We start from the raw sequence: 13,398 nt of genomic DNA on the forward strand, positions 1-13,398 counted from the left end.
GTCAAAGAACTACTCTGACCGCCATGTGGGGCTATATCGCCAAACGTCTCCTTTTCGTCATTCCAGTTCTGTTCGGAATGACGGCGATCGTCTTTTTGATCATGGCCATGATTCCCGGAGATCCCGCCACCGCAATCCTGGGCGCCTATGCAACGCCTGAAAATATCGCAAGAATTAACCGTCAGTTAGGGTTAAATCATAGCCCATTTGAACAATATTTAATCTGGTTGGGACACATTCTGCAAGGAGATTTAGGCCGATCTTACAGCTTGAATCGTCCCGTTCTGGATGAGGTTTTAGAACGCTTCAGCGCCACATTGACGCTCGCAGGCGCCTCTTTTTTGCTCTGTTCTCTGTTCGGACTATTGGCGGGAATCGTCTCTGCAGCACGCCAGTTCAGTTGGGCTGACAGAGTGATCACATTGCTGGTTTTGATCGGCATTTCAACACCCTCATTCTGGCTGGGACTGCTGCTGATACTGGTTTTCGCCGTCGAGTTGCAATGGCTGCCGGCCAGCGGTATGTACGCGATTTACGGTGGCGGCGATATTCTGGACCTACTCTCACATCTCGCATTACCGGCCATTACGCTGGCGGTCATCGCAACAGGCGTAATCGCCCGCCTAACCCGAGGCGCCATGTTGGAAGTACTGCGACAGGATTACATACGCACGGCGCGCGCCAAGGGACTGAGTGAACGCCGCGTCATCTACCGCCACGCTTTTAAGGCTGCTCTGGTCGCCATTATCCCTGTATTGGGAATTCAGGCTGGCTTCGTACTTGGCGGCGCAGTCTATATCGAAACAGTGTTCCAATGGCCTGGAATAGGCCGCATGTTAGTGCAGGCGATCGCCACTCGGGACATTTTGCTTGCGCAAGGGGGAGTTTTGGTGGTCGCCACCTCATATGTCCTGTTTAATCTGGCCGCGGATGTGGCGCAGCATCGACTCGATCCAAGACTGACCACATGAATCGCTCATCTCGCCCCAGCGCCTGGAAGTTATTCCGGCATAACCACATCGCATTTTTTGGACTTTGCCTGTTCTTGCTTGTGACAGCCATCGCTCTAGCGGCTCCCGTACTTCTGTTGTCTGCCCCTAATGACACTGCGCCGGCTGAGCGCTTACTACGCCCATTAAGCGAAGGACATTTATTGGGAACAGATCATCTGGGAAGAGATCTCCTGTCTCGTTTGATATGGGGAGCGCGCGTCAGTATCGCTGTAGGTTTATCCGCCACGCTGATCGCTTCCGTCATCGGTTCTGCATTGGGTTTGATCGCAGGCTTCGCTGGCGGGCGAACGGATAATGTGTTGATGCGTGGCGTCGATATGCTAATGGCATTCCCATATATCTTACTGGCGCTGGCGATTGTCGCAGCATTGGGGCCAGGATTATCAAACGCTCTCTACGCCATCGCCCTGGTGAATATTCCATTCTTCGCCCGTAATATCCGAGGCGTCACCCTGAGTCTGACAAGACGCGATTTTATCGATGCAGCAAGGCTTTCCGGCAAAGGTCCTGTGCGCATCCTGCTAACGGAAATACTGCCTAATGTAGCTCCCATCATCGTCATCACCATGTCGACGACACTGGGCTGGATGATATTGGAAACCGCAGGACTCAGCTTTCTCGGTTTGGGCGCGCAACCGCCGCAAGCGGATCTGGGCTCCATGCTGGGGGAGGGACGCAAATTACTGTTCACAGCGCCACATGTATCGGTTATTCCGGGACTGATGATTTTCGCGCTGGTCATGAGCGTCAATTTGATTGGCGATGGCGTCAGAGATGTGCTCGATCCCAAGTTGAAATCCGGCGCTTTAGCTCGTCCCGCCGCTATGACCGCGGTGAAAAAAGCAAGGGATCAAAGTTTCCCCGACGCCGACGCATCAGAAGTCGCTCTGGCGGTCCGCAATTTACAAACAGAGTTCCAGGTTGGAAGTGAAGTATACAAGGCGGTGGGCGGCGTGAGTTTCGAGCTGGGTGAGGGCGAATGTCTGGGACTGGTAGGCGAGTCCGGTTCCGGCAAATCCGTCACGGCGATGTCCCTGCTCAGATTGACGTCCACACCGCCAGGACGCATCGTAAGCGGCCAAGTCTGGCGGAGCGGGGAAGATCTACTCTCTTCTCCACAGCATCGCATACAGACGCTCAGAGGCGGGGAAATCGCCTACATATTTCAGGATCCTCTCTCCAGCCTACACCCGCTCTTCACGGTTGGCGCACAGGTGGCTGAAGCCATTCAGGCGCACCAGCCGTATTCTTATACAGAGGCATGGCGCGCCGCAGTCAGACTGTTTGAGCAAGTGCGTCTTCCCAACGCCGCGTCCCAAGCCCACAGCTATCCCCATGAGCTTTCCGGAGGCATGCGACAACGGGTTTGCATCGCCATGGCTCTCGCCAATCATCCTCAGATCATCGTGGCGGACGAGCCCACTACCGCCTTGGACGTCACGGTACAGGCTCAAGTGTTGAAGTTGATGAACCAGCAACGCACACAGAGTGGTGCGGCGCTTTTGTTCATTACCCATGATTTTGGCGTCGTTTCCGAAATCTGTGACCGTGTGGCGGTCATGTACGCCGGGCGCATCGTGGAAGTCGGCGCCGCTTGGGAGGTGTTGAACAATCCCGCCCATCCCTATACCCGCCTTTTGATCGATTGCGTCCCCATTCCAGGTCGAAGCCAGAATCGTCTGCCCGCTATTCCCGGTTCTCCTCCTGCAGTTAACAACCTGCCCGCAGGATGCGCGTTCGCGGATAGATGCCCTTTTGCGGCAGATGACTGTCGGAGCGGCGATATCAGCCTACGACCACTGGGCAAAGACCGTTTCGCCCGCTGCATCAAACCCCTATGGAAGACCGATTCATGAGCGAAACTCTCCTGACCGCCAGCAACCTCACCCGTCACTATGGCGGCGGACGCGGTTGGCTTGGTCGACGCAAGCCGCTAGTACAGGCCGTACAAGGCGTGGATCTATGTATTCAACCCGGCGCCACCCTGGGCATTGTAGGCGAGTCCGGCTGCGGCAAATCCACCCTGGCGCGCATGCTGGTGGGCCTTGATCAACCCAGCGCAGGCCATTTGACCCTAGAGGGGAAATCATGGCCAGATCAGAGCCTTAGCAAACGTAAGCGTCTGCATAGCCAGATCCAGTATGTCTTCCAGGATTCTCTTAGCGCTCTCAACCCACGTAAGGCGATCAGAACGACTTTAGAGGCGCCGATGGCGCTTCTCTTGGGGATGGAGAAAAACGCGCGCTACAGGCGTCTACAGGAGCTAATGGAGGCCGTTGGATTACGTCCAGAGCTATTGGAGCGTTACCCCCATGAATTGTCCGGCGGTCAGGCGCAACGCATCGGCATAGCACGGGCGTTGGCGGCGCAACCACAGATCCTGGTTCTGGATGAACCGGTTTCTGCGCTGGATGTCTCCATACAGGCCCAGGTGCTGAATCTGCTGCAGGATCTCCAGCAACGCTACCACCTCGCTTACGTGTTTATCAGTCATGATCTGGCTGTCGTGGAAGCAGTCAGCGACGTCGTCGCAGTCATGTATTTCGGGCGCATCGTAGAACAGGCGCCAGCCGGTGAACTGTTCAGGTCTCCGAAACACCCTTACACCCGTTTGCTACTCGATTCTATTCCGCTTCCCGGTAAGAAAGGTTTGCGAGGAGAGAGCGAAGCCATAGAACTCCCCGATTCCGCCTCACCGCCCCCGGGCTGCCCATTCGCTCCCCGGTGCATCAACGCGGGGGACAAATGTCGCCATGAGCATCCCAGACTTCGTTCAATGGAAGGAGAAGGACGCATAGCCGCGTGTCATTTTCCTGTGGGGGGAGATCCAGTAACCCCCTAAGTCATTGCTTCTAGTATATTTGCCGTTATCAGAGTCCACGTAAGTTTAACAACGGCCTCACTCTTTTCTATTTTCTCCTCCTCTGACATGTCAGCCTTTGTCTTTTCAATCACCTAAAATCTATGCGTCATGGGAATAAGTCTGAATTTATAAGGAGATAATTTATGACATTATCCGAAGCCATCATTGCGTGTTGCCTCTCAGTCATGACAAGTCAGACATATGCTATTGAGCGCCTTATTCTGACCAGCCAAAATCCTGAACTGGCGTTAGAGCATACTGAGATCATCGATATCAACGACAATCCATTCCGCCCTCGATGCAGTGCGCCTCCCGCCAGCGCAAATGTTGTCTATATTGATCCAGGCTTTCATGAGCCTTCATTGTTCTCCAAGGAGCCCGAAGGAACTACGTTTGTATTGAAGGCTGGCGTGCATCGTATTCGCGACGCAATCAAGCCTCACAAAGGAATGCAGTTTTATGGCGAGTTCGATGAAGACTGTCACCCATTGACTATTTTGCGTGGTTCTCAAGCTCTAACAGATTGGCGACCACAGGGAGATCTCTTCTTCGCCGAAGTGCAAAACCCTCCCGCCTTGGATCGCATCATTTACAAAACCCCCGAGCAGGTTTGTGAGAAAGACGCTCAAACCGGGGCCTTTATCAATCCCCGCTGCAATTACCCGGAAGATCTGTTCAAGAACAACCAATGGATGATTCATGTAGCCAGTCGAGACGATGTCGTTCCCGGCGCTTGGTATTTTGATTATGAAAACGGTGTGGTCTATGTGCATAAAGACGACATGCCAACCAATCAGGCCATGGAGCTTTCTTTGGCGGGCGCTGCATTCCAGTGGCGCTATTTCGATAGAGGAGTCTACAAACCCAAACCTCTCAACGCCTGGGAAGTGGAGAATACAGATGTGGGCATATACGGCCTGATCGTAGAAAACTTCGCAACCCATATCCAACACGGCGCAATTGGCGGTCAGTGGCCCGCCGCTGGCTGGCGCGTGGAGAACAATATTGTCAGGCGTTCACATAGTATTGGCATCAGGGCGGGAGCGGAAACCATCATGCGCTACAACCAATCCTACGAGAACGGAGATCTCGGTATCGGCGCCTTGTACGCCATGCATTCGTTAATCGACGGCAATGTCATATATGACAACAACAAAGCGTACATAAACTGGGAATTTGAAGGCGGTGGCGGTAAGTTCCTCAACTCTTACGGACTTCGAATCACCCGTAACTGCGTCTTTAATAATAAAGGCCCAGGGCTATGGAGCGACGTCAGTAACGAGCAAACGATCTATCAGTGGAATATAGTTTTCGACAACCTCTCCGCCGGCCTTTTTCATGAGATCAGTTTCGATGCGAAAATGCTGAACAATCTTGTGGGACGCAACGGCGCTGTTTATGGCGGCCAGTTGTTCTTATCAAACTCTCAGAATGTGGAAGTAAGAGGCAACATTATTGAAGAGCATCCAGATAAAGAGGGCGGAAGCGTAGCTTTAAGTTGGAGTGATCGAGGGGTAGGCAAACGCTTCGACACACGCCTGGTCGACGAAAGGGGAGTGCTGTTGCCTCGTATCGAAGCCCCATGGGAAACACGTCAGAACAAAATCATTGGTAATCGTTTTTATAATTACGGAGAAAGTTACCATGATCTGTTCATCCACATGGACGCCAAGAAGAACGGAGAGCGGGAGTCCATCATGGAAGAGGAAACACTGATCGACCAGAACCAGTATTTTTCCAATAATCCCTCGCCCTATGTATGGAAAATAAACCGCCATTCAAGCGTTACCGGTTCATTTCCACGCTTATCATTCGCCGGACTACAGGAGCTGGGTTTCGAGACTCTGGGACAATTCCAACTGTCTCCACAGGAAGAAATATCCTGGGGCTGTCAGATGATGACCTCTCTTACCAATGGCGAAGACCCTCACGACAGTTGGTAGCTAAACTCAGTTAACCCCCATATGCAAAGCGGCTTGATGTGCCGCTTTTTATTACCCTGACCTGTGTTAACTGTGAATATTTTCGGCATTATAAAAAACCCCGCCACAGCACCTATACGTTTAGTCAGAGAACTTTATAATGTCGCCCCCGCGTTGCTTCACCCCTGTTTAAGCTTTTCTGAATATAAGGAGTGAAGATGAGAATTAACGTAATTGGAACCAGTGGCAGTGGGAAGTCTACCTTCAGTAAAAGGCTGTCAGAAAAGCTCGACATTCCTTATATAGAAATGGACGCCCTGTATTGGGGGCCCGACTGGCGAAATCATCCAGAAGAGATCTTCAGCGCCCGGGTTGCGCAGGCGCTGCAGCAGGAAGACTGGATATTAGACGGTAATTACAACAGCAGAACGCAGCTAAAATGGGAGAGAGTGCAGATAGTCGTTTGGATAGACTACTCTTTCCCGCGCACACTCTTTCAGGCAGTTAAAAGAGCACTGGCCCGTATCATCACAAAAAAGGAACTTTGGGCGGGCACAGGCAATAAAGAATCACTACGCAAGCTGTTCAGCAGGGACTCCATCGTCCTCTGGACCATGACTACCTATAAGAAAAATCGCGAAAGATACCTGTCGATAATGAAAGATCCGCAATATGCTCACATCCGCTTTATTCGGATTCGTTCTCCGAAGGAGATGGAGAGCTGCCTGCTTTCATGGGACGCCTAACAAACGATGGTGAAAAAAGGGCTGCGATTGCAGCCCTTTTTATTACGGAGAGGGGGAGTAGTTTACACGTCCAGGTTCATAACAGACAGAGCGTTGGTCTGAATGAAATCACGACGTGGTTCTACATCATCGCCCATCAAAGTGTTAAAGATCTGATCCGCAGCGATCGCATCTTCGATGGTAACTTTCATCATGCGACGCACAGCAGGGTCCATGGTGGTTTCCCACAACTGCTCAGGGTTCATTTCACCCAGTCCTTTATAGCGCTGGATGTTCAAGCCACGTTGGGCTTCCTTCATCAACCAGACTAATGAGTCGTCAAAGGTCTCGATAGCCTGCGTCTTTTCACCCCGCTTCACATAAGCGCCAGCCTCAACCAGACCGTCCAGTTTTTCGGCCATATCGGCAATGTTGGTGTAAGAGCTGGAGCCAAAGAAGTCCTGGTTGAAGGTGTATTTATAGTCCACACCATGCTGAACCAATTCCACCTGAGGCAAGAACAGGCTTCTTTCCGCATCTTCCACAACACTGATGACGTAGTTGTTGCCAGTGCTGTTGTCATAGCCCAGCTTCTCGTTAAGCAAAGCGACCCAGGCTTCAACGGCGCCTTTATCTTTGAGTTGCTCCTGCGTCAAACGAGGTACATAGAGAAGCTGGTTCAGCACGCCCCTGGGATAGGCTCTGGACATACGTTCAATGACGCCTGTCGCCGTACGGTAATCCGTCACCAGAGTCTCCAGCGCAGTCCCGATAATGGGGGGAGCTTCTGGATTTACAAACAATTGAGTGTTCTCAAGCGCGCTCTGGGTCAGGTACTGCTGAAGCGCTTTCTCATCTTTAACGTACTGCTCCTGCTTGCCTCTTTTCACCTTGTACAGAGGAGGCATTGCAATATAAACGTGGCCGTTCTCAATAATTTCGCGCATCTGTCTGAAGAAGAAGGTCAGCAGCAAAGTACGAATGTGGGAGCCGTCCACGTCCGCATCCGTCATGATGATGATGCTGTGATAGCGCAGCTTGTTCACATCAAACTCTTCACGACCGATTCCGCAACCCAGAGCCGTAATCAGAGTGCCGACTTCAGCGGAAGACAGCATCTTGTCGAAACGGGCCTTTTCCACGTTCAGGATCTTACCTTTCAGTGGCAGAATAGCCTGAGTTTTACGGTCGCGCCCTTGCTTGGCGGAACCACCCGCCGAGTCACCCTCCACTATGTACAGTTCAGACAGAGCAGGATCTTTCTCTTGGCAGTCAGCCAGTTTACCTGGCAATCCGGCGATATCGAGTGCGCCTTTACGACGGGTCATTTCACGGGCTTTTCTGGCCGCTTCCCTAGCGCGAGCCGCGTCGATCATTTTGTTGACTACGTTCTTCGCGTCCTGGGGATTTTCCGCCAGGAAGTCTGCGAAGTGAGTATTCATTTCCTGCTCGACAGCAGTCTTAACTTCAGAGGAAACCAGCTTATCTTTGGTCTGAGAGGAGAACTTAGGATCTGGAACCTTAACGGAAATAATCGCAGTCAAACCTTCGCGAGCATCATCGCCGGAGGTAGCCACCTTAGTCTTTTTCAGCATGCTCTCTTTTTCGATGTAGCTGTTAAGAGAGCGGGTAAGGGCGGCTCTAAAACCAGCCAAGTGGGTGCCGCCGTCACGCTGAGGAATATTGTTGGTAAAGCAGAAAATGTTTTCCTGGAAGGAGTCATTCCACTGCAGTGACACTTCTACAGTGATGCCATCTTCTCTTTCTTTCAGAAAGTGGAAAACTTTGTTAATTGGGTTTTTGGTCTGGTTGAGATACTCAACGAAAGCTCTTAATCCACCCTCATATTCGAAGGTTTCTGTTTTCGCAGAACGCTCATCGTGCAACGTGATCTTAACGCCAGAATTCAAGAAGGCGAGTTCGCGCAGGCGCTTGGCCAGAATATCGTAGTGAAACTCGATATTGTTAAACGTTTCTGCGGAAGGGAAGAAGTGGACTTCCGTACCTGAGCGGTCTGTTTCGCCAACTACAGATAAAGGCGCTTGCGGTACGCCGTGCTTATATACCTGCTCATGAACTTTGTTGTCGCGGCGAATAGTCAGGCGTAGTTCTTTTGAAAGCGCGTTGACTACCGATACACCTACACCGTGCAGACCGCCGGATACTTTGTAGCTGTTGTCGTCGAACTTACCGCCAGCATGCAGCATAGTCATGATAACTTCTGCGGCGGAAACGCCCATTTCTTCGTGGATATCGACGGGGATGCCACGGCCGTCATCGCTAACCGTGATTGATTCATCGGCATGAATCGTGATCTTCACTTCTTTACAGTATCCGGCCAAGGCTTCGTCGATAGAGTTATCAACTACCTCGAACACCATGTGGTGAAGACCGGTGCCATCGTCAGTGTCGCCAATGTACATACCTGGACGCTTTCTTACCGCATCCAGGCCTTTTAACACTTTGATGCTTGAGGAATCATAATTTCCCGATGAGGACATATATCTCTCCTAACCGTCACACGCTAATTGTGGACTTTGGTGACAGCACCCTGTTCCACGTGAAACATTTGCGTGTCGTATTCTTGATTAAAATGGCCGAACAAATATTCTGACTGCTGTTTGTCCAGGACCGTCACAAACACCTGGGCCCCTTTCTCCAACATTCTCGTTAACAGTGTTACCTGATTTCCGGTATCCAGCTCCGCTCCAACATCATCAATCAGCACAATGGGCCTTTGATTTGTCCGCCGCCGTAATATTTCCAATTGTGATAAGTACAGGTGAGTTATCAGAGTCTTCTGTTGACCTCTCGATAACACTTCCTTCGCGTGAACCCCACCGACCTTTACTTTAATATCCGCCCGGTGCGGGCCTAGAGTCGTAAATCCTTTTTTTACGTCGCTTTCGACTGACGAAGCCAATTGCTCCATGTGATTGACATCATTCTGATACCAGCCGTTGCTAAGCGTAATCGTCAGCTTGTCGCCAATATCCCTGGTTTGTTCACTGGACTCTTTCAGAGATTCGATGAGAATTTCTTTCAACTCAGCGAAATAAGCGTCTCTATAGCGGCTTATCTCGTCTGAATACGCTACGTATTGATTGTCCCATGCACTTAACTCAGAACGGCTAATATTACCACTTTTCAGCAATTTATTCCTTTGCAATAGCAATTTGCGCCAGTTCTGCCAAACCACTTTGAATTGGTGTTCCACGTGAAACACTCCCCAGTCGACAAAGCGCCTTCGCTCTCCAGGACCTCCGTTAATAAACCCAAAGGTATCGGGAGTGACAATCAATATAGGAAGGGCCGCCGCCAGCTCGGACAAGGTCCTGGCGCTCTCGCCATTGATCCTGACCCTTGTCAGCTTGCCTGTCTTCTGGCGGCTAACACCAATGCGGAATGACTTGCCTGCATCTTCATTAACGGCCTCGCCAAAACAGACCATTTCATCGGACAGATGTGAAACAGCGTAATCCAGTTCTTTAGTGCGAAATGACGCACCCCGTCCCAGCAGGTAAACGCCTTCCAAAAGACTACTTTTTCCACTTCCGTTATTCCCGTGAAATAACAGTAATCTCGCAGAGGTATCCAACTTTAGACTGGAGATATTACGCAAGTTGGTGAATGCAATACGGCTAAGACCCATACAAACAGTCCAGCGTCAGGATACGTGGGTCAATTTAGTCAATAGAGGCTGTAAACCAGTCAGGAACATCTCCACCGAAACCGCGATCAACAGCATCCCCATCAGACGCTCTATGGCGATGATGCCTCGCTTACGGAGTACCTTATACAAAAAGGTGGAACTCATCAGTGTGACCGCAGTGACAGACCAGGCTAGTAATACCACGATCGACCAATCCATCATTCTTTCCGGTTCCCGGGTGGAAATCAGAATCAGCGTCGCCAACGCCGAAGGGCCCGCCACAAAGGGGATTGCCAAAGGCACGATAAAAGGCTCGCCATCGGGAAGATCTTCAAGCCATTCCCTTTTGGCGGGAAAAATCATGCGCAATGCGATGATAAACAACACAATAGCGCCTGCGATGCCCACAGACTCCTTGCTCAGGCTGAATATCTTGAGCAAATACTGTCCACAGTATAAAAACACCAACAGAATCGCCAAAGCGATCAACAACTCTCTGAACAATACTTTCTTTCTTCTCTTGACGTCTACACGCTCAAGAATACTCAAGAACAAAGGAATATTTCCCAATGGGTCCATGACCACGATTAACAAGGTCAACGCGGATACGATATCCATCAACTTCCCCTTAAACAAAAAAAACCTAACACAACAATGTGCTAGGTTCTTTAACTACGCAAGTGAACCACCGTTATTGGATCAGGCTGAGCCTTTCGTCCATAAACATATCCAGTTCTGGCGCCAGTACATGTACATAACGGTCAAAATATAAAAATTGTTTTAGCAACAATGCAAACTCTCTGGGAAAGTGCAAACCGTGCTGCTCCCCAATTTTCACCAGATCCATCAGAATATTGTTAACTTCATCATCGCCAGTCTGCTGGTCGTAATATGTCGGCGGCATATCTGGCGTCATCGCATCCATCTTCTTGTAAACGTTTGCGATATCCGCCGCCAGATCATCCACGCTTAATTGAGTCTTCGTGATGCCAATTCGCGACATGGCGTCAGCCATGCCGTGGAAATTCCCCATCATTATCGCCGTGATGAAGTCAGACACCGCCTGCCAGGTTCCGGCGCCAATGCGGCCCACAATGCCGAAGTCGATAAATCCGATGCGGCCATCTTCCAGCACCATCAGGTTGCCAGCGTGAACATCCGCATGAAAGAAGTCGCACTGGGTCAAACTGGCGAACCAGGTATTCATCGCTGTGATCAGCGTCTTTTCCGGATCCGGGCAATATTTGCGAATCGTTTCCAGATCTGTCAGAGGCACGCCATAAAAACGCTCCATGGTTAAAACCCGCATGGTGCTGGCTTGCTCATATACCGTGGGCACAACCGCTTGATCATTGCCGCTATTCGCCAGAAACTCTCTAAACTCCTTGAGATTGACTGCCTCCTGATAGAAGTCACATTCCTCCATCATGGTTCGCTGAATCTCTTCCACAATGCCCGATAGTGAGGTCCAAGACAGCTTTGGCGCCAAATATTCAACCACACGCGCCGCAACATACAAAAAATTCAAATCCGTCAGCAGGACATTGCGAACGCCGGGCTTCTGCACCTTAATGACCACATCTTCTCCCGTCACCAGACGGGCGGCGTGAACCTGAGCGATGGATGCGGAAGCCAACGGTTTAGTATCGATATGCGAATATATCGACTGCAGCGGCCGCTTGAATTCTTCCTTCAGGATTTTCTCAATTTGCGAGTAGGGCAGCGGCTTGGTTTTATCCAAACACAGTTGAAACTCTTCAACATAATCTGCTGGGAAAAACGTTGGTGAGCTGGCGATAAATTGGCCCAGCTTAATATAAGTAGCGCCCAGCTCTTCAAAAGTCTGTCGCAAAAGCCTTGGCGCAGGTGCGCGATTTCCCTTCAGCCAGCCAAGGCCAACCTTGGATATGACTGCCGCCGTTTGACCAATCCTGGCGGCTCCCTTTACTGCGTTAACAATTTTTCCCATAAGCTTTTCCACTCTCTCTGAGATTCAAACTCTGTCTGCATTCAGGGGCGATTCATCCTTGCCGAACGTCATACTCAAGTGGGCGACGCGCCGCGACCTTTCGAACTCAAACAGGTTCACGGCGCTGTCAGTTTGCCTGACTATAGCCTCATAGGCATGACGACATACACAGCATCTCTGGTATCAACGCCTTCCACCAACGCGCTGCTATTCGCATTGGAAAGCGTCACTTTGACCTGCTCATCGTCCAGTGCGTTAAGCACGTCAATCAGGTAGCCCACGTTGAAGCCAATTTGCAAAGCTTCATGCGGGTATTCCACTTCCAGGCTATCCTCCGCCTCTTCCTGATCCGGGTTATTCGCAAATACTTTCAACAGGCCGTCTTCGAACTGCAGGCGAACGCCCCGAATACTTTCGTGTGACAAAATACTCGCGCGCGACAAAACGCCTTTCAACAGGACCCTGTCTGCGATCATCACCTTATCCCCAGATCTTGGGATAACTCTTTGATAATCAGGGAATTTTCCATCGATTAACTTAGAGGTGAAAGTAAAATGCCCTACGCTGGCCCGCACATGATTATCGCCGAATACCAGGGTACAGGACTCATCTGTATCACTAAGAAGACGGCCCAGCTCTAAAATCCCCTTACGAGGCACGATAGGTTGTCGCTTTTCACTAACGCCGGTTTGCAGGGACACATTGGCGAGGGCGAGACGATGGCCATCGGTTGCGACAGCGCGCAGGCCCTGCTCATCCAATTCCATCAACATGCCATTTAAATAATAACGAACATCCTGCTGGGCCATGGCGAAGGAGGTTGCATCAATCAATCGCTTAAGCTCTCTTTGCGGCAACGTGACTTTCACGCTTTCAGGTTCTTCCTCCACATTGGGGAAGTGCTCCGCAGGCAATGTAGACAATATGAAATGACTGCTGCCATAGCGTACGTTCAAACGCCCGTCTTTCAGCTCAATACCAATCGCTGCGCCTTCGGGTAGGGCGCGGCAGATATCTGTGAACTTCTTTGCGGGAACGGTGATTCTGGATTCATGCTCAATGTTTACGTCGCTAATTTCCGCGACCAGCTCCACTTCCATATTTGTGCCGGTGATAACCAGCTTTCCGTCTCTGGCGTCAAGCAATACGTTGGCGAGCACAGGCATCGTCTGGCGTTTTTCAACCACCCCAGAAATCATTTGCAATGACGTGACAAGCGCCTCTCTGGTTATAGTGAGCTTCATGTAATATCCC

At 50.9% G+C, this 13,398-nt stretch carries 10 protein-coding genes; 5 read left to right on the top strand and 5 right to left on the bottom strand.

The features are described 5' to 3' along the window. Positions 1–23 precede the first annotated feature (23 nt). From O5O45_RS25300 to O5O45_RS25320, 5 genes are all read left to right on the top strand, one after another. Entirely contained in the window at positions 24–971 is a 948-nt protein-coding gene (locus O5O45_RS25300; protein WP_305902092.1) for an ABC transporter permease, read from the top strand. Continuing rightward, positions 968–2,869 carry a dipeptide/oligopeptide/nickel ABC transporter permease/ATP-binding protein gene (locus O5O45_RS25305; RefSeq protein WP_305902093.1) on the top strand — a complete coding sequence of 634 codons (1,902 nt, stop codon included), beginning with the start codon at positions 968–970 and terminating at the stop codon, positions 2,867–2,869. Before O5O45_RS25300 ends, O5O45_RS25305 begins: the two co-directional genes overlap by 4 nt. Beyond that, positions 2,866–3,855, top strand: coding sequence for an ABC transporter ATP-binding protein (locus tag O5O45_RS25310; RefSeq protein ID WP_305902094.1), 990 nt, complete (start codon positions 2,866–2,868; stop codon positions 3,853–3,855). Before O5O45_RS25305 ends, O5O45_RS25310 begins: the two co-directional genes overlap by 4 nt. 164 nt (positions 3,856–4,019) lie before the next feature. Beyond that, positions 4,020–5,819: a right-handed parallel beta-helix repeat-containing protein gene (locus O5O45_RS25315; protein WP_305902095.1), complete on the top strand. Its 1,800-nt coding sequence runs from the start codon at positions 4,020–4,022 to the stop codon at positions 5,817–5,819. A 197-nt stretch (positions 5,820–6,016) separates the two neighbouring features. Beyond that, positions 6,017–6,544, top strand: a complete 528-nt coding sequence (locus tag O5O45_RS25320) for a P-loop NTPase family protein (protein ID WP_305902096.1) — start codon at positions 6,017–6,019, stop codon at positions 6,542–6,544. A 62-nt stretch (positions 6,545–6,606) separates the two neighbouring features. On the opposite strand, the gene gyrB is transcribed toward O5O45_RS25320, so the two are convergent. The 5 genes from gyrB to dnaN form a co-directional block, all read right to left on the bottom strand. After that, positions 6,607–9,024: a DNA topoisomerase (ATP-hydrolyzing) subunit B gene (gene gyrB / locus O5O45_RS25325; RefSeq protein ID WP_305902097.1), complete on the bottom strand. Its 2,418-nt coding sequence runs from the start codon at positions 9,022–9,024 to the stop codon at positions 6,607–6,609. A gap of 23 nt (positions 9,025–9,047) precedes the next feature. Beyond that, a complete protein-coding gene (gene recF / locus O5O45_RS25330) occupies positions 9,048–10,175 on the bottom strand; it encodes a DNA replication/repair protein RecF (protein WP_305902098.1) in 1,128 nt (375 codons plus the stop codon). Between the two features lie 15 nt (positions 10,176–10,190). Next, complete coding sequence (locus O5O45_RS25335) at positions 10,191–10,793, bottom strand: MarC family protein (protein ID WP_305902099.1); 603 nt, start codon at positions 10,791–10,793, stop codon at positions 10,191–10,193. Between the two features lie 73 nt (positions 10,794–10,866). Next, entirely contained in the window at positions 10,867–12,144 is a 1,278-nt protein-coding gene (locus O5O45_RS25340) for an ABC1 kinase family protein (protein ID WP_305902100.1), read from the bottom strand. A gap of 140 nt (positions 12,145–12,284) precedes the next feature. Further along, on the bottom strand, positions 12,285–13,388 hold the full coding sequence (gene dnaN / locus O5O45_RS25345; protein WP_305902101.1) for a DNA polymerase III subunit beta: 1,104 nt from the start codon (positions 13,386–13,388) through the stop codon (positions 12,285–12,287). Positions 13,389–13,398 lie beyond the last annotated feature (10 nt).

The sequence above is a fragment of the Hahella sp. HNIBRBA332 genome (assembly GCF_030719035.1).
Classification (GTDB): domain Bacteria; phylum Pseudomonadota; class Gammaproteobacteria; order Pseudomonadales; family Oleiphilaceae; genus Hahella.

Excerpts from the sequence above, each read along its gene's own strand:
- O5O45_RS25335 (WP_305902099.1), bottom strand. The coding sequence starts at position 10,793 with ATGGATATCGTATCCGCGTTGACCTTGTTAATCGTGGTCATGGACCCA.
- gyrB (WP_305902097.1), bottom strand. The coding sequence starts at position 9,024 with ATGTCCTCATCGGGAAATTATGATTCCTCAAGCATCAAAGTGTTAAAA.
- O5O45_RS25305 (WP_305902093.1), top strand. The coding sequence starts at position 968 with ATGAATCGCTCATCTCGCCCCAGCGCCTGGAAGTTATTCCGGCATAAC.
- dnaN (WP_305902101.1), bottom strand. The coding sequence starts at position 13,388 with ATGAAGCTCACTATAACCAGAGAGGCGCTTGTCACGTCATTGCAAATG.
- recF (WP_305902098.1), bottom strand. The coding sequence starts at position 10,175 with ATGGGTCTTAGCCGTATTGCATTCACCAACTTGCGTAATATCTCCAGT.
- O5O45_RS25320 (WP_305902096.1), top strand. The coding sequence starts at position 6,017 with ATGAGAATTAACGTAATTGGAACCAGTGGCAGTGGGAAGTCTACCTTC.
- O5O45_RS25310 (WP_305902094.1), top strand. The coding sequence starts at position 2,866 with ATGAGCGAAACTCTCCTGACCGCCAGCAACCTCACCCGTCACTATGGC.
- O5O45_RS25340 (WP_305902100.1), bottom strand. The coding sequence starts at position 12,144 with ATGGGAAAAATTGTTAACGCAGTAAAGGGAGCCGCCAGGATTGGTCAA.
- O5O45_RS25300 (WP_305902092.1), top strand. The coding sequence starts at position 24 with ATGTGGGGCTATATCGCCAAACGTCTCCTTTTCGTCATTCCAGTTCTG.
- O5O45_RS25315 (WP_305902095.1), top strand. The coding sequence starts at position 4,020 with ATGACATTATCCGAAGCCATCATTGCGTGTTGCCTCTCAGTCATGACA.